The organism is Paenibacillus taichungensis (assembly GCF_013359905.1).
Lineage (GTDB): Bacteria > Bacillota > Bacilli > Paenibacillales > Paenibacillaceae > Paenibacillus > Paenibacillus taichungensis.
Genome location: NZ_JABMCC010000115.1, coordinates 473597 through 490490, shown reverse-complemented (window position 1 = coordinate 490490; position 16894 = coordinate 473597). Strand labels below are relative to the sequence as shown.

Annotated in this window: 15 protein-coding genes; 3 read left to right on the top strand and 12 right to left on the bottom strand. The window is 44.3% G+C overall.

Annotated elements, in window-relative coordinates:
- Positions 1–33 precede the first annotated feature (33 nt).
- Entirely contained in the window at positions 34–708 is a 675-nt protein-coding gene (locus HP548_RS21425) for a TetR/AcrR family transcriptional regulator (protein WP_076288477.1), read from the bottom strand.
- A gap of 50 nt (positions 709–758) precedes the next feature.
- Positions 759–1988, bottom strand: coding sequence for an aminopeptidase (locus HP548_RS21420; RefSeq protein WP_409347668.1), 1230 nt, complete (start codon positions 1986–1988; stop codon positions 759–761).
- 184 nt (positions 1989–2172) lie between these two features.
- On the opposite strand from HP548_RS21420, the gene HP548_RS21415 reads away from it, so the two are divergent.
- Positions 2173–3447 (top strand): stalk domain-containing protein, encoded by a 1275-nt coding sequence (locus HP548_RS21415; RefSeq protein ID WP_076288475.1) that lies wholly within the window; start codon positions 2173–2175, stop codon positions 3445–3447.
- Between the two features lie 108 nt (positions 3448–3555).
- Here HP548_RS21415 and HP548_RS21410 read toward each other — a convergent pair whose 3' ends face one another.
- From HP548_RS21410 to HP548_RS21375, 8 genes are all read right to left on the bottom strand, one after another.
- Complete coding sequence (locus HP548_RS21410) at positions 3556–4059, bottom strand: GNAT family N-acetyltransferase (protein WP_076288474.1); 504 nt, start codon at positions 4057–4059, stop codon at positions 3556–3558.
- A gap of 213 nt (positions 4060–4272) precedes the next feature.
- Positions 4273–4581, bottom strand: coding sequence for a hypothetical protein (locus HP548_RS21405; protein WP_175382770.1), 309 nt, complete (start codon positions 4579–4581; stop codon positions 4273–4275).
- A 16-nt stretch (positions 4582–4597) separates the two neighbouring features.
- A complete protein-coding gene (locus HP548_RS21400) occupies positions 4598–5782 on the bottom strand; it encodes an aminotransferase-like domain-containing protein (protein WP_076288472.1) in 1185 nt (394 codons plus the stop codon).
- A gap of 191 nt (positions 5783–5973) precedes the next feature.
- Entirely contained in the window at positions 5974–7128 is a 1155-nt protein-coding gene (locus tag HP548_RS21395) for an NAD(P)/FAD-dependent oxidoreductase (RefSeq protein ID WP_326065602.1), read from the bottom strand.
- Positions 7129–7186: 58 nt separating this feature from the next.
- The gene (locus tag HP548_RS21390) at positions 7187–7912 is read right to left on the bottom strand and encodes an SAM-dependent methyltransferase (RefSeq protein ID WP_175382769.1); all 726 of its coding nucleotides are present in this window, start codon (positions 7910–7912) and stop codon (positions 7187–7189) included.
- 324 nt (positions 7913–8236) lie between these two features.
- On the bottom strand, positions 8237–9355 hold the full coding sequence (locus HP548_RS21385; RefSeq protein WP_175382768.1) for a Ger(x)C family spore germination protein: 1119 nt from the start codon (positions 9353–9355) through the stop codon (positions 8237–8239).
- Positions 9328–10398: a GerAB/ArcD/ProY family transporter gene (locus tag HP548_RS21380; RefSeq protein ID WP_099854238.1), complete on the bottom strand. Its 1071-nt coding sequence runs from the start codon at positions 10396–10398 to the stop codon at positions 9328–9330. Before HP548_RS21380 ends, HP548_RS21385 begins: the two co-directional genes overlap by 28 nt.
- Positions 10391–11737 carry a spore germination protein gene (locus HP548_RS21375; protein WP_175382767.1) on the bottom strand — a complete coding sequence of 449 codons (1347 nt, stop codon included), beginning with the start codon at positions 11735–11737 and terminating at the stop codon, positions 10391–10393. The genes HP548_RS21380 and HP548_RS21375 overlap by 8 nt, the downstream gene beginning before the upstream one ends.
- A 199-nt stretch (positions 11738–11936) precedes the next feature.
- Between HP548_RS21375 and HP548_RS21370 the strand changes: the two genes are divergently transcribed.
- Positions 11937–12410, top strand: coding sequence for a MarR family transcriptional regulator (locus HP548_RS21370; RefSeq protein WP_175382766.1), 474 nt, complete (start codon positions 11937–11939; stop codon positions 12408–12410).
- Positions 12411–12566: 156 nt separating this feature from the next.
- On the top strand, positions 12567–13802 hold the full coding sequence (locus HP548_RS21365; RefSeq protein WP_076288465.1) for an MFS transporter: 1236 nt from the start codon (positions 12567–12569) through the stop codon (positions 13800–13802).
- Positions 13803–13939: 137 nt separating this feature from the next.
- On the opposite strand, the gene HP548_RS21360 is transcribed toward HP548_RS21365, so the two are convergent.
- The gene (locus HP548_RS21360) at positions 13940–15955 is read right to left on the bottom strand and encodes an alpha-L-arabinofuranosidase C-terminal domain-containing protein (protein ID WP_175382971.1); all 2016 of its coding nucleotides are present in this window, start codon (positions 15953–15955) and stop codon (positions 13940–13942) included.
- Positions 15956–15987: 32 nt separating this feature from the next.
- Complete coding sequence (locus tag HP548_RS21355; RefSeq protein WP_076288464.1) at positions 15988–16881, bottom strand: carbohydrate ABC transporter permease; 894 nt, start codon at positions 16879–16881, stop codon at positions 15988–15990.
- Positions 16882–16894 lie beyond the last annotated feature (13 nt).

The window sequence follows — 16894 nt, the reverse complement described above, 5'->3', positions numbered from 1 at the left end:
TTTTGTTATACGATATATTATCAATACCAATTCTTACCTGTCAAACATTTTTTTATTTATGTAACTTAAATCATTGTTTTTCTTGAACAGATCGCTTGTTAAACCCTCCTTCTCTGGTATCATAAAAAGACGAACAATTTTTTCCGGGTCAATATCTACTTGTATTTCATAACCTGGAGCGAGCTGCAAGGTCAGACCTTGAATCAGACTTACAAAATAAAATGCAAGTTGTCGAGTATCTCCATGTATGATGCCGCCTCTCTCCTGTCCTTGGCGAAAAATCTCTGCCAAAGGTTCCAGATTGTCGGTAAATCTCTGAGTTGCAGCTTGTTTTATTTCGGTGCTGACCGCCTGATTCGTTCGTATACTTTGGAGCATGATGGTGAAGGCCCAATTACTCTCGTTTGATAACCACCCTTTGCTAATCTCGAATAGTTTTTCACGAGGATCTATATCCATGTCTGCTATCTGTGCAATTGTCCTCCCATACATCGTTTGTCCTCGACGCAGAACCTCACTGAAAATTTCGTCCTTCGATGTAAAGTAGGTATAAATATTGCCTACGCTAAGTTTTGCTTCCTTGGCGATATCTTTAATATTGGTTGAATCAATCCCACGTTTAGCCATGGTTTGTAAGGCTGAATTTAAGATATGCTCAATGCGTTCCTTTCTCATTTGTTGGTCCTTCAAAATGTTTCTGGGTGACATTTGAATCCTCCTCCGTTTTATTACCAATTATTGATCTATGATTATTAATTCTAGGCCCAGTTACCGTTACGAAACACAGGTTCCAAGTCCCCATTTGCAAGTTCTCCATCAATATCCATAGTAGCTGATCCAATCATAAAATCGACATGAATGAGGCTTGAGTTCACACCGTTTGCCGCTTTTTCCGCTTCAGTCATCTCGTTCCCTCCCTCAAGACAGAAAGGATAAGCATTACCGATCGCGAGATGGTTGGATGCATTTTCGTCAAAAAGAGAGTTATAAAAAACGAGCCCTGATTCCGAAATAGGAGAATGATGGGGCACCAGCGCAATCTCGCCCAGATAGGCCGCCCCTTCGTCGATGCTTATTAATCTTTTTAGCACCTCATGCCCTTGCGCTGCTTGAATATTAATAATTTTCCCATTTTCAAACGTCAAGGAGAAATCATCGATTAGATATCCTTCATAACTTAGCGGCTTAGTACTGCGAACCGTGCCGTTCACCCCCTGCTTTAACGGGGCAGTCCATACTTCTTCTGACGGAATGTTTGCCAAAAATGAAACACCCTTTTCATTAATGTTATCTGCATCACTAACCCAGATATGTTTAGGCGACAATTCTATCCGCAGATCCGTACCAGGTCCACGGTATCGCAGTGCTCGATACTTTTTACGATTAAGCTGATCCGTCTTGTTTCTAAGCAGCTCAAGATGTGTCTTCCATGCCTCAACGGGATCAGCCGAATTAATCCGCGTAACGTTAAAGATAGCTTCCCACATCGTATCAATCAAATGCTCCTCGACAACATGAGGAAACACCTTGGCAGCCCAAGCCATTGATGGAACCGTAACTATAGACCAACTGACCTTGTTGGACATGCCGTAGCTGCGAAATTTGGCTAATACCTTACCTTTGGCTGCATTCAAATTCATGATCCGCTGTGGATCTATTCCATGCAGAAGATCGGGATTGGGTGCCGTGATCGTCAGGAAAGCTGCATTTTTTTCGGCAAAATTCTCCCAACCGGCTGCCCGGAACGCCGGGTATTCGTGGAACACCGAATCAGGTGCAAGTTCATATTTTAAACGCGTAATCTCATCGTCGTTCCACTCGATATAGACATCATGAGCGCCGGCCTCATAAGCATGTTTTACAACTAGTCGAACAAACGGTGCAGCCGATAATGGCGCAGTTATGACAAGCGTTTGTCCCTTCTGAACATGAACACCAACGTTGACCACAAGTGCTGCATAACGCTCCAATTTTTCACGAAAGTCCAATCGCATTCTCCTCCTGCTTCTGACTAAAATTAATATCGCTTGGTTTAATTATTACTCTGCAAAAGTCCATCATATCTTGTAATTGGAACTCTATGAAAATTTTGCTATACTATTTTATACTAGATCATGATTCAGATAAGATGCAATTCTACTATATTTGATGAGTTGGAGGAATACAAAAAACATGTTTCATACACGAATAGGAAAAACTGCTGCTGCCACTATTCTTGCCATATCCTTGCTCGGAACCACTCCAAACCTTAATGATGCCTACGCCGCACCAGCCATTTCGGTCTTGCTGGATGATGTTCCTCTGAAATTCGATGCTGCCCCTCTGATTGATAAAGGTGTCACCTATGTCCCTTTCCGGACAGTTGGCGAAGCCCTGGGAATTAGCATTACATGGAACAGTAAAACGCAAACCGTGAAAGCGATTGGAAATGTAAAAGGTCAGGCGACGGAAGTCCTGCTTCAAGTGGGAAGCACTACAGCAACCGTTAATGGAGAAAAAGTAAAGCTCGCAGCGCCACCTGTTCAGCGGGAAGGTCGTGTGCTTATTCCACTCAGTTCGTTCAGTAGTCAGTTCGGTGTTAATGTAGGCTGGAACCAGTCAACTCGTACCGTTTCTCTTGTTTCACCTCAACGTGAAATGCATTTGAGAGCCTTCTATGCGCTGCAATCCTATAAGGAAATCGATTTGGTGTCATCCATGAACTCGATCGCTTTTGGCTGGAGTCGCATCGATCGCGAAGGTCAATTTACGCTTCAGGGTGATGAGTATCAAATTCCTGCTGCTGCCGGTGACGTTACACCTCAATCCATCGTTTCTGATGCAGCGAATCAGAGTATTAAACCGTATCTTATGGTTTATTCTTTGGATGGAAACGGAGAACTGACCAAGGTGTTGAGTGACAGCAGTATGCGCAAGAAGTCCATTGAGGGCATAACTGCTGCCATAGCTGAGAATGGCTTCGGAGGGGTTGTTCTTGATTTTGAAGGACTAGGTTTTAAGTTGGATGCTGTAGAGCAGCAGAAGCTGCTGAACAATTACGTCAAGCAATTGAAAGATTCCTTGCCTAAAGACATCGCTCTATCTTTGGCCGTACCTCCATTAAATAGTGCATATAAAGGTTATGATTACAAAACGCTCGCTTCATTGGCAGACGACATCATCATTATGGCTTATCAATATAATCCGGTCGGCACCAAAGCGCAGGTTCCCGAGCCGAACAGTCTTGTGGATCAGGCCATCCAGCTTGCGTTAGATGCTGGTGTTTCCAAACAAAAGCTTTTGCTCGGTATCAGCTTAAATAGTGAAACCTCATCTTCCATAGATGATAAACTGGGTCTTGCCAAGCGGTATGATCTCAAAGGAGCTGCCTTCTGGCGCCTTGGTTTATTCCGTACCTACAATAATCAGATGGAAGGCGCTGTCAATGCCTCTGTTATAAAAGAGTAAAGGAATTCCGTTATTCTTGAATCCATTAGCTTTTCACACACCAAAAAAACGAACCGAAATCTCTGGATGCTGACAAGAGATTTCGGTTCGTTTTTTTATAAATGATATCTATGCGTTCAATGAGGAAGAATGTTCATTTCTGTGAGTTTCACTGAGTACCAGATCTTTTTGATAAGCAAGCACTCGATCCCAGTCCCCGTGAAAAATCGGTATCCGATAGTACCCAACTCTTTCATAAAGGGCAGCCGCCTCAGGCTGTTTGGGGCCAGTTTGCAGCTTCAGATTGGTGTAGCCGAATTCTAGCGCTAGACGCTCTGCTTCGGCGAGAATGGCCTGGGCCACACCCTTGCGACGGAAATCCGAACGTGTATACATGCGCTTGACCTCCACGGATGTATCATCAAGGGGTCTGATAGCTCCGCAGCCTACCGGATATCCATCCAAACGCGCGACAATAAAGGCTGCTCGTGGTGTCTCCACATCGGACGGCTGAAATCCCGCTGTACCATCGCCGCCATATAACAATCCCAGTTCTTCGCTCAGCTCCTTGATTAAAAGTTCCGAATCCTCGCTTCGTATATCTTCGGCAGCTGCAAGCACGATTGACGACATTGCGTAAAACCCCTTTCCCTCATTGGATTTATTGGATTTTGTGATTTATATAAATTATCACGAACAGGTCCTTAGCGTCAATTCCCCATCGATTGAATATTTCAATAAGCAAACTGACGAATAGATTCAGAGCAAAAAAGTCGCCAGATTGGCGACTTTCCCGACACTTATATGGTTACAATTGGACGGATGCATTTCATTCCAAGCCTCTGCTTACCCTTCAACCACATCGGCTCGCAAATCCGTAGCAACCTTGATCATTTGCGGAACAACAGCTTCATTGACAATGGCAACATACAGATCTCCCATATACAGACGAAATGGAATCTGCAGGTTTTCATACGCCCACATGAAGAAATCCCCATCGATGGACATGACGCTCTCCGGTCCCTGGACGGTAAGAACAGGTGAGTACGTAAAGTCGGGTTTGGATGCAAAATACTGTTTGCATTCTTCCAAGGAGATGGATTGCTCCTCGTTATTTTCTTGCATGGATCGAGTGATCCGAAAACGTTGATTCATAAAAATATGCCTCCAATTAGAATTTGTGCAGAACCTGTCCCAGAATTTCGATGCCCTTCACAATTTGCTCATCGGAAGGTGTTGAGAAATTAAGTCTGATCGCATTGCAGGGTTCGTTCTCGTCGACGAGAAAAGCAGTGCCCGGAACAACCGCTACACCTTCCGCAGCAGCTGTTTTGGCATAATCCAGCATCGGGATATGAGCCGGCAAATCACACCAGAGGAACAGCCCTCCATCCGGTTGAGTAAAGGTAATGGACTCACCCATATGCTCCTGCAGCTTGTCAATCATCAAGGCAGACTTCCTGCGATAAATCGCACGGATACTGCTGATATGCTCTGCATAGTTATACTCAGTCATGAACTTGTGTGCCAGAATCTGTGGCAGCATGGCTGTATGTACATCCTCTCCCTGTTTGGCAACAACCATCTTCTGAACAACCTCGGAAGGAGCCAGAACATAACCAACACGCAAGCCAGCGGACAGAATCTTGGAGAAAGAGCCTACGTAAATAACCAGACCTTCATCATCCATCGACTTAATCGTCGCTACATCTTCTCCGCTAAACCGAAGTTCTCCGTATGGATTATCTTCCAGAATCATGACTCCATACTTCTTGGCAAGATCATAGATCGCCTTGCGTTTCTCCAGGCTGGTGGTAAAACCTGTAGGGTTTTGGAAGCTCGGAATGACATAGATCAGCTTTACATTCTGCTCGGTTTGCAGGGCATGTTCCAGCTTCCCGATATCCATACCGTCCGTCTCCATCGGAACGCCGACCAGGTTTGCTCCTGAAGCCCGGAAAGAGTTCAGTGAACCGATAAAGCTTGGGCTCTCACAGATAATCGTATCCCCTTCATTACAGAATACTTTACATGCGAGTTCAATTCCTTGTTGTGCTCCAGACACGATGAACAGTTCATCCGATGCTTTGCCTGTGTCAAAGCCTGTCTTCAGATGTGTAGTCAATGTATCCCGCAGTGGGGCATAACCTTCGGTAATTCCGTATTGCAGTGCTGTTACCGGGTCCTGTTCCAGAATTGATTGGGTGAATGTGCGAATGGCCTCAATAGGGAAAGTCTCCGGAGCGGGATTTCCCGCAGAGAACGGAATTACATTTTGACCCGAAGAAGCCTTCAGAATCTCGCGAATGATGGATGGCTGTAATGCAGCAATCCGGTTGGAAAATGAATAGTTCATCTTAAAATAATGCCTCCCGAATTCAAATCAGACTCTTGTCTCTATAACTACAATTAGATTCTATTATACGAGTATTTGGCAGATTTCTAAACGGTCTCGACAAAATTGGCAGAGAAACAACAAAAAGAGGCTGACATAAGCCGCCCCATACTCCTACGGATTTCACTTTATGGATGTCACTTTGCTGCCATCTATGATCGGTGGACAAGATTAATTTCCGATAACCGTGTTGCCTTCACCAGATAAGTCGCCAGACCAGGGACCATGCGGGCCAAACCAGGATAGAATTTATTCGTTTTGGCAAAAGCCAGCTTTTGAATCCGTCGTGCACGCCGGAGCAGTCGGGAGAAATCAAGATTGGCTTCCTTCGAATACTCGTGCTGCCACTGCGCAAAGCTGATCTTCCTTTGAAGATACCTGTCAGTCCATTCAGCACACAGCAATGAGGAACGAAGCGCAATAGACATCCCGTCACCACACAAAGGAGGGATCATCAGCATGGCATCCCCAATATGAGGATATTGGGACCACGGTTCAGGAACATTGGATAGATGGAGTGGTGCAATCGAGACCTGTGTTCCTTGAACTGGTCTTCCCTCGGCTAGCCTCGCTGCCAATCTTTCGTTAGTCAAGGAAGCAGACTGCAAAATATCCTCTACAGACTTGCCGCTTCCCCGCACCGTATCAAGTGTCAGCAATGCAGCTACATTTGCGATACCCTCCTCAATCGGTGAAATGCCGACATACCCTCCCTTGCAAAAATATAACTCTACCCGTTGCGGGATGGTGATCCCCCGATAGTGCGATTTGACACCAACATATGCTGTTTTATCCCGCAGCTCTGCTGGCGAGGTCATCCCCCTCAGCTTCTTCGAGCCATGGGCTCCGATAACGGTTTTTGCACTATAATGAATCCGCTCATTTCCTTGTTTGGCTTCGACTTCATAACTATAATCATCTAACTGCTGAATGTTGGTTATCGTTGCCCTCGTAACGATCTCAACGCCTGCAGCTGTGGCCTGCTCGTGTAAAATCCGATCCAGCTCATATCTGCTAATGCCATAGGCCAATCCTGGCAAAGGTGCCACGATCTCCCCGCCCTGAGGCATAATAATCTTGGCATGGTCCAAGGTACTCGGCTTTATCTTTTGTTCACTAAGGTTAATCCCCAAATAATCCAGCATCTCCGTTGTCTCAGGCGACATAAATTCACCGCATGTTTTGTGACGTGGAAATTCTTGCCGATCCAGCAGTAGTGTCCGATGCCCTTGCCTGGCAAGCTGCAACGCACAGGTACTGCCAGCAATTCCCGCTCCGATGACTATGGCATCCATTGATGTAGACACGTAAGAACACCCGCCTTTCATTGTCCATTTAAGATAACTGCCTATTGATGTAATGATGTTATGATAACGTCCCATGATGGGGTATCACGACAGAATAGCGGAACAATGGTTTCCATTCATAGGTCAGCGTGTCATGGTTCAACTGCTGTTTCAATTCTCGCCAATCCCTTCCCGTGAAGCCTTTTGCAACAGACAGCGGTCCATCATGACGAATATACCGATTGCGTGAGATTATTCGAGTGGTTACCCAGACAGCCGCATAAGATATGGGATGCCGATGGATATCGTTAATGACAACGCCATATTTGGAGGCACGCAGCATATGCGAGACCATCTCCACGAGTTGCTTTCCTTCAAAATGATGGACAAATTGCGAGCCAGTCACGATGTCTGCTGAGGCATCCGGTAATTCCCTGACATCGGCACGTCGAACCTTGATTCTCGGTTCATTCCGGAAAAGGTTTCTCGCTTCCTCACATGCCTCCTCTGTCAGATCAACCAGAGTAATCTCAAGCTTAACGCCCTTCTGGTCCGCCCAGCGCAATAACTTCTGGTTTACATCGCCTGAACCTGCTCCCACATCCAGAAGGGTCAGCTTAGTTGGTCGGCCAATCGCTTTCCATAACTTCTCCACCCCTGCACGGGTTGGAGCGGGAGCAGCAAATATTTTGTTTAGCCGTCTCAAATGTTTGAGCGCTTCGCTCAATTCTTCTCCCCCCATGGAGAAATCATCCATCAATTCGTCTTCCTTTGCCCGTACGGATAGTGTTCTAAAGAAGGACATGATCCCGCTCCTTTACAGCTATATATTGTGAATGATTTTCTCCAATTAACAGTTATCCCCTTAACCCGCCCTAATAATCGTAAGAGCTGCGATATGTTATTTTACGAGGAGTTATCCAATCTCAGAATGCTTAATTTCATTGCTCCTTAGCCATATTGTTTTTTACGGGAATGGAAGAGCAAGTAAATAAGATATTGGAACTGAATCTTTCATAAATAAAACGCCATGCTGACCCTTTCTGATATTATAAAAAAAGTCGCCACCTGGGCGACTCCATAACGATATAGCATTTCCCTCACTTAAAACGGAGTTAACAATGCTAAACTATTTTTTTAACATTTTCCCCTGACTCTCATTATCGTTGGCATTTTCTTTAAAATAAATTTCGTTCAGAACGTTAACACGAACATTAATCTTTTGCTCCAACTTCGGAAACCACTTGGTTTTCCATTCCTTTAATTTCCCCTCCGACAGTTGGGGTCTGAATATCATGCCCACACCCAGTACATCCGATTTAAAGGATTGAACCTTCTTTATCGTTTCATTAAATTGTTGGCTTATCTGTTCCTTCATTTCCTTCTCAATCACTGCGTTACCCTTACCTTCAGGGCTTTCCGTAATCACCACATTGAGAAGAATATCCGTCAGGATGGAAGGGCCGTTCTCCGACCAGGAGGTCTTGTGTTTGATTTTGGTGTCTTGAATAAGAACACTTGTATTCTGAGCCACTTCAATGGTTCCCCCTGAATATTTCCCTTTAAATAAATTAAACAAAAGTGTCTCTTCCTGATTCAGCGTTCCTACCATGCGGTCATCCCGCATCACGGCCGTGCCTTTAAAAGTGAATAAGGTTCGATCACCGTTTTTGAGCATTGGGATAGCCATGTCTTCCGTATATGAATTTTGGTTTTGATAGGCTTCCCATATTCGAACGATGGATTGATTGGGCGTCCACCCGGCGTCCTGGCTAAAGAAGTCGTAGGAAGAAATTTCAGGTGTTGGCGAGATTTGATGATACATCGTCTTCTCAAAATCACCGTCAATGACCCCTACCAGACCCTTGATCGAAATATCATTCGCTCTCACAGCAAAATTGATGATGTTATCTATCCCTTGTTCTGCAACCTCTCTGTCGATTAGCAACAACCTCAGATGTACCAATTCGATGCTTTTTTCCGAATCCGTACGTATCAAATCGATCGCTTTGCTGATGGATTTCGATTCTTTATCAAGAATTTGAGTTTTGCCTGATGCATCGGGTATCTGGAGAATGATCCTGTATTTTTCCGTTTTCCCTTTCCCCACGCCCATGACAACAGGCAGATATTGTTTGTTAATATCCTTGGTATCCCAACATCCCGAAAATAACATCATCATAGACAGGGCTACAATCAGAGTCTTAAAGGTACGCTTGTTCACGTACTCACCTTCTTTCGCTGCCATTGCGCGGCGAGGAATACAATGATGGGAAAACCGATCACGCTATAAAGGCAAAAGAAAGAATTCACGTACAGGTAAGAATTCAATGCGTTGACATCCGGTATCATGAGACTGAACACGTACAAGGTGAAGCACACCACGGAAAGAACCCATAATCGATTGATTTTCGGCATAAATAACTGATTCAATAGGGACACCAGAATCCAGAGTAAAACGGAAACCTTTAGAACACCCAGCGCACTGGAGGCTACCACGTAGAAGCTTGGAAGCCAGTCAAATACAACCCACTCCAGATCAATGGTATCCGAGGCCATGAGCATGGGATATTGCAGATGGATTACTGTTTCCTGTCCGAATACAAGAAGCGGAACATATACGGATCCCAAAGCAAATACAAAAATGATACCAACCGCTGCAGCTGCTTTGCCAAAACTAAGCCGCTGTTTGGAGGGAATCATGCCAAGGAATAAAAAACCGGCTGAAATGACCGTACATACATAGAAATCCGAATTGGAGAAAAACGACATTCCACTATCCCAAATCGGAAAAATATAGCTGATTCTGAAATTCTGGATGCTGATCATCATGGAGAAAAAAATGAATGGCATCAAGAGAATACACAATCCGATGCTGGCCCGGATCATTACCTCAAGTCCCTTCCAAACAGCATAGAAACACAGAACGATAAAGAGAGCGGATGTAGCTGCTGGCGGTGTTCTCTGTAGTAATACAGCTTTGATTTCGACAGACTGAAAATACATAAGTAATAGAAGCTCGATATATAGGAAGATCAACATCGGCAGAACGATCAGTCTAGTTACCCATTTGCCTAGTGATTCATTACAGATGTCCACCACTGTTTTTCCTGGAAATTGCGATAACGCTTTTAAGTACATCCATAGAATCAGTAACTCTGCCAAAAAGAGGATCGTTATGGCTTCCCAGTGTCCTTTTGAAGTTGCAGAAATAATCCGTTCTGGGAAGATGGCAAAGATTGAAGCGAGGTGAAGCAGAACAAACATGGTTAGAATCTGAGCTTTATTCATCCGGGGCCTTTCCTTTCACACTTAAACTTAAGTAAGGAACGGAGCAAGTACTCAACGAGGAAAAATACAATATAATCCAAATCATCGCTGCCTCAAGACCCCATATGCCAAAAAAGGAACTGATAAGCATGACAACGTATTTGTACATTCGTATACCCGTTGTATTCATGTAGCCTGCCAATACAAAGTTGGCAATTGCTGAGGCAACCAGAATAATAATTAATAGATTGCTGACGAGTTTGGCCTGAACAATGGCTTGTCCCAACAGAATACCGCCAATCATAGTAATAGTGGGTCCGATATTCTTTGGTAGTCGAATGGTAGCTTCGATAATCATCTCCAAAAGCAGCATAACTAAAAGCATTTCGATTAATGAAGGATAAGGAACTCCTTCCCTGCTCTTGGCAACCGTGATGGCTAACTGAATTCGCAACAGTTCGGGGTTTACCGAATTAAGCACAATGTATAGACCTGGAAGTGTGATAGCCAAAAGTGCACCAATCGCTCGAATGGTTCGCAAAAACACCTGGAATAGATACGGATAGTTGACGTCCAACGTTGTTGACCACAAATCCGTTATAATCGCAGGAAAAGCAAATGCAAACGAATATTGGTCAAGCAGTATAACCACTTTACCATTCATCAGATTCTGTACCATCTCCCCAGGTAACTCCGAAGAGATATACGTTGGTGTTATGGAGAATTTCGGATGCCCCAGTATACTAAGCAGGTCCCTTACCGTAGTCAGTTCCTTGTCCTTATTTTGTTCCAATTTGTCCCGAATTGCCGCAATAACTTTGGTTTGGGCTACTCCCTCCAAATACACCATGGCAATTTTCTTGGTCGACTGGGTCCCAGTCTCTCTGCTTTCAATTACCAACTGGTCGGATATCATTTTTTTTCGCAGCAAACCTATATTTTTATCAATATCTTCTGTAAAAGCATCGAACGCGGATTGAAGGGGATTCTCGCTCTCTGGCGAGCTTACGGATCGTGAAATTCCAGGATGTTCCGGTTCAATGACTGCTGCTAATCCTTTTGTGCTGAACAACACCAGTTTTCCATGCAGGAGATTGTTGCATAGTTCGTCCAATGACATGGATGCTTCTTCTTCAAAAGGACTGAACATTTTCAGAAAAGTTTCGTTCTCATTACCACTTGCCGCTTGATTTATTGTGGACAACGTTATTGGAAGATCAACTAGCGTTTTCACGAAGTATGCTCTGAATTTCTGATTAGCGATAAGCACGTCTTTATTACTGAAATCCGTGCTCTTTTCGAAACGATCATAGAGTTGCTTCTCTAACTCGTGAAGATCTTGTTCATGGATTCGCTGCAAAATTTACCACCTCTTCTGAAGTAGTATGTCGTTAAGAAAAAAGTTTATTCAGGTAGTCACCTTGATTTTCCGCGCCTCTATTGACCTTAATAGCGGATTGAAATTGATCCATTATCAAATAAATTATGTTAATATTTTTGAACTGGAAACCAAAATTGAATATAATATGGTAATGCACCAACGGGTGGGAGGATAGGTCATGAACAAAGAAGAACAGGTCCTATTGGGTTTCAGGGACTTATATAATAAGCTGGTTTGGCTTAATAAAGATAAGATGGAAGAAAGTCTTAAGGGTTATAAGCCTTCTGAGGTACATTGCGTCGAATATATTGAAAAGAATGCAGATTCCAATGTGACAAAACTTGCGGAGGCTTTTTATATGACTCGCGGTGCGATAAGTAAATTAACGAAGAAGCTCATGGAAAAAAGCCTGATCGAAAGCTATCAGAAGTCGGATAACAAAAAAGAAATCTATTTTAGGCTTACGGAGCAAGGGAAAGTCATTTATCAAATCCATGAGGACCTGCACAACGAGTTTCACGAGCGAGATAAAGCGGTATTTGAACAGGTAACCGATGATCAATTCGACAGTATGCTTCAATTCGTGGACAAGTATAACCGACATCTGGATGCAGAAATAAAGAAGCTGGGTACAGATCTGAAGTCAGAATAAATCTGAATAATTGAAATTAAACTAAAAGCAGCCGGACTCTATTTGAGGACAGGCTGCTTTTTTGTTGTTATTATTTTGTTGACAAGGAAACAAAGTGGTTGTACGATATTAATGTTTCCAAGGAAATAAAACCACAATATTTGAGGAGAGAATTGAATGTTTAAATCCCGATCACAACATACACAGAACACCGAACAAACCATAGACAGACACGCATTATTATTTGGTCTGATCTCTGTGTTCCTTTGCGGAATAGGATTCAGTATCATTGCACCAGTCGTCCCATTCTTAGTACAGCCTTATATAAGCAGTCCAGGACAACAAGCTATCGTTGTTACGCTGCTGACCTCTGTTTATGCCTTTTGCGTATTTTTTGCTTCCCCCGTACTTGGAGCTCTGAGCGACAAATATGGTCGTCGTCCATTGCTCCTGGTATGCCTTTTGGGTTCCGCAATCGGATACTTTGTTTTTGGCATTGGTGGAGCTCTATGGATACTCTTTGCGGGGCGTATAATTGAAGGTATAACAGGCGGAAGTATAGGCACCATTTTTGCGTATTTTGCGGACATCATCCCACCCGAACAGAGAACCAAATACTTTGGATGGGTGAGTGCGGTTGTAGGTGTAGGCACCGTCATTGGCCCCACTGTAGGCGGATTGCTCGCCAAGATTGATTATTCTGCCCCCATGTATTTTGGAGCAATCATAACTTTGGTGAATGTTATATATGGATTCTTTTTTATGCCTGAGAGTCTTGACAAGAAAAATAGACTGAAAGAAATTACTTTGGTGAGACTTAATCCTTTCATACAACTTGCGAACCTGCTTTCCATGAAAAACTTAAACAGATTACTGATCTCAGCCTTCTTACTTTGGATACCCAACGGATCTTTACAGGCCGTTTTCTCACAATTTTCAATGGATACTTTCAATTGGAAGCCTGCAATCATCGGACTTATGTTCTCGATTATGGGTGTCCAGGATATCATCTCACAAGGTCTCATCATGCCTAAGCTTTTGAAAAGACTGAGTGATAAACAGATAGCCATTCTTGGAATGGTTTCAGAGATTATAGGCTACAGTCTCATTGCACTGTCTACTTTGTTCTCATTCTATCCACTGTTTATCGTTGGTATGTTTATCTTTGGTTTTGGTGATTCGATCTTTGGGCCTTCCTTCAATGGTATGCTCTCCAAATCTGTCGATTCTAGTGAACAAGGCAGGATTCAAGGAGGTAGCCAATCTATTCAGGCTTTAGCAAGAATGATTGGTCCTATTATTGGAGGTCAAATCTATGTATCACTTGGTCATGCTGCACCCGCCATTATGGGTGTGATCCTTATAGCAGCGGCAATACCTGTATTGTATAAGCGAACGCAAGTAACGATTTAAAATGCCTGCTTGCTTTCATCAGCTAAGTAATAGATTGTTAGGTGTTCACGAGACACAGTCTAGAACAGGAATAGGGTTTCAGAACTTAGGTATAGGTTCTGAAACCCTATTTGTCTACACCCAGGATTTCAATTCAATTAGTCTGCCTTTCCAAACTCCATCACATAGATGGATGAAGGACGTAATACGTAACCATGCTGCCAATTCTCGGTCAAAACACTCCGTTCTGTGCACTTGATATGATCAGGTTGAAAGACGGAGTTAATGTTATTGTACGAATCGCTGGTAATCTCATATAAGGTCCCCTCTTCGCTCGCGTCGAAAGATCGTAAATCCAGCTCAACCCTTACCTCTTCTAAGCTTCGGTTCACAATAAACAAAGTGATCCTGCTCCGATCACCATTCGTTCCGGCTACAACATCCAGATCGGGGAGTGCGTCCAGCTCTACAGGCGTTTTTTGGTTTGAAGTCACCGAGAATGTCCCACATTCAGCTTCTACGTGTAGGATATGACGTATATCCCGATTCGCGTAAAGCTTTAATACTTCATAGGTTGGTGTTCCATAGATCGTGAGCGGGTGTCCACTCCATCCAGCCTGCTTGCCCCGATATTGATCGGCATAGAAATCACCGACACGGATGCATCCCCCGAGCCAACCGTTGACCAGATCAGAGAAACTGCCGATGTGTACGCTATCGCTGCAACGAATCATTTCATTCAGATTGGCGGCATTCGCCACGGCTGCTCCAAGGGTATGCTCGTCTGGCAGTCCTTTTCGCACAGTGTTTGGATAATACATCGTGTTATATTCGGTGATGGCCAGCTTCACATGCTGATGTTTGATGTCGGAATGGATAGCCTCCATTGTCTGACGTATATAGTGCCGGGTCCACTCGGGGTAACTGGCCATTGCTTTATATCGATCCTCAGCCGGCGTATCCCGATTCATGCCAAAGGGACCGTAACCATGATACAAATGTAACGTTAGATAATCGATATGCTCCCCTGCCAGAGCAAGCAAGCTTTTATTCCAACCCTGTTCATAATGTCCACAAGCCAGCAACACAATGGAAGCATCTGTTTCCTTCATTCTTTTGGCAAACTGTACAGTCCTCTCCGCAAATTGCTCCGCTGAGCAGGCACCCACCTGCCATTGCCCCCACACCTCGTTGCCAATCTCCCAATACTTGACATGATATGGTTCCGGCGATCCATTCTTCGCCCGAAGGGCTCCCATTGGGGTATCTACGCTTCCATTACAATATTCAATCCATTGGGCGGCCTCTTCAGGTGTACCCGATCCATCGTTCACACAAATCAAAGGTTCTACTTGCAGTTCGTGGCAAAAGCGGATAAATTCATCCGTTCCAAAATACTTGCTGGTCCAGCCTCCCCATGCCTCGTTGTACATGACTGGTCTCTCCAGAACCGGCCCGATGCCATGCTCCCAGTGATAGGCACTAATGTAGTTCCCTGCGAGTCTCATCATGCCTGCGTTTAGAGCTCTGGTCATCTCTACTATTTCGCGTTTTACCAGGGCAATATGATCCACAGGTAATAAAGACACATGGTCCAGCCAGAGCATTCCCGTGGAGACATGGTCGATCCATCTAGGATGCTCCTCCGGAACATACACCCGAATTTCTGCATCAGTACAAGCACGTAGGATCGTCATCTGTCCTTCATAATCCTGCCAGTTATGGCTGTGCAATTCGATTTTCAACTGACCGAGCACTTCTTCCGTACGTCTATCGACCGCCTCCACCATCAAATACTGGAGTTCAATGGAGGCACGCGCAACTACACGTACGGTGTAATCCATGGGGCCTTTCAAGGCGGATTTTTGTGCAATCCCCGAGTATGCTTCATCATCACTATAGATACGAATACGCTGAGCGCGGCCCGAATGTCTGGGGGCTGGAGCTTCCATCGCATATTGCGTATTTCTCCCGTTGGTATAAGCGTACCAGCTTCCTGATACAGAAGTCCTTAATTCAGCCTCGCTTTCAAAGTCCATATCCTTCAATGGAAAGGCAAGCATCGCTTCCATATGGTCCCGGATGTCTTCCACAAAATGCCCAAACAAATAAGGGTTGACCGTGTGCTCGCTTACGCGACTATAATCTATACTAATTTTGGCGTTTGATTTCAACATAAGTCCTCCATCATTGTGGTTGATCTGGATTAACCTTTAATCGATCCAATCATGACCCCTTTAACAAAATGGCGCTGCACAAAAGGATACATCAACAGTACAGGTAAACTGGAGACGATAATTACCGCATATTTGATGCTCTCCGCGAGCAGGATTTTGTCCTCCAATCCAAGGCTACCATCTACGGCATCGGATTGGCTGATCAGCAGAATTTCGCGCAGTACCAACTGAAGTGGATGCAGATTTTCGTTACGAATATAGATGAGCGCGTTAAAAAACGAATTCCAGTGGCCTACGGCATAGAACAGCACCATTACGGCCAGAATCGGCTTGGACAGGGGCAGGATAATGCTCACAAGCAACCGCCAATTGGAGCACCCATCCATATGGGCAGCTTCTTGCAGCTCCCAAGGAATACTTGACTGAAAATATGTTCTCATCACGATCAGATTGTACGTGGCGATTGCGCCGGGAATGATCAGAGCCCACATCGTATCCACCATGCCCAGATTTTTGACCAATAGATACGTTGGAATTAATCCGCCACTGAAGAACATTGTTAGCGTGATGAAAACCATGATTACATTACGTCCAGGAAGGTCAGGTCTGGAAAGAGGATATGCGGCCAATACGGTCATGATAATGTTAATCACAGTGCCCACGACCGTATAAAATATCGTATTACGGTACCCCAGCCAAATCTTCTCGTTGTGTAGAATATTCGTGTAAGCATCCAACGTCAGTCCTTTGGGTAGTAACCAGACTTCTCCGTTTAATACTTTTGTGGGATCACTGAACGAAGCACTCACGATAAAAATCAGTGGGTACAACACAGCGATGATAATGATTGAGGCTATGATGTAGATGATTACATCGAAAATCCGTTCATTGGAACTGGTTTGTATTGTCGCCTGCTTGGACATGGGATCTTGCCCT

Coding starts and splice junctions, on each gene's coding strand:
- HP548_RS21380 (WP_099854238.1), bottom strand. CDS start 10,398: ATGAATAAAGCTCAGATTCTAACCATGTTTGTTCTGCTTCACCTCGCT.
- HP548_RS21370 (WP_175382766.1), top strand. CDS start 11,937: ATGAACAAAGAAGAACAGGTCCTATTGGGTTTCAGGGACTTATATAAT.
- HP548_RS21410 (WP_076288474.1), bottom strand. CDS start 4,059: ATGTCGTCAATCGTGCTTGCAGCTGCCGAAGATATACGAAGCGAGGAT.
- HP548_RS21355 (WP_076288464.1), bottom strand. CDS start 16,881: ATGTCCAAGCAGGCGACAATACAAACCAGTTCCAATGAACGGATTTTC.
- HP548_RS21390 (WP_175382769.1), bottom strand. CDS start 7,912: ATGTCCTTCTTTAGAACACTATCCGTACGGGCAAAGGAAGACGAATTG.
- HP548_RS21425 (WP_076288477.1), bottom strand. CDS start 708: ATGTCACCCAGAAACATTTTGAAGGACCAACAAATGAGAAAGGAACGC.
- HP548_RS21385 (WP_175382768.1), bottom strand. CDS start 9,355: ATGGCAGCGAAAGAAGGTGAGTACGTGAACAAGCGTACCTTTAAGACT.
- HP548_RS21405 (WP_175382770.1), bottom strand. CDS start 4,581: ATGAATCAACGTTTTCGGATCACTCGATCCATGCAAGAAAATAACGAG.
- HP548_RS21415 (WP_076288475.1), top strand. CDS start 2,173: ATGTTTCATACACGAATAGGAAAAACTGCTGCTGCCACTATTCTTGCC.
- HP548_RS21400 (WP_076288472.1), bottom strand. CDS start 5,782: ATGAACTATTCATTTTCCAACCGGATTGCTGCATTACAGCCATCCATC.
- HP548_RS21365 (WP_076288465.1), top strand. CDS start 12,567: ATGTTTAAATCCCGATCACAACATACACAGAACACCGAACAAACCATA.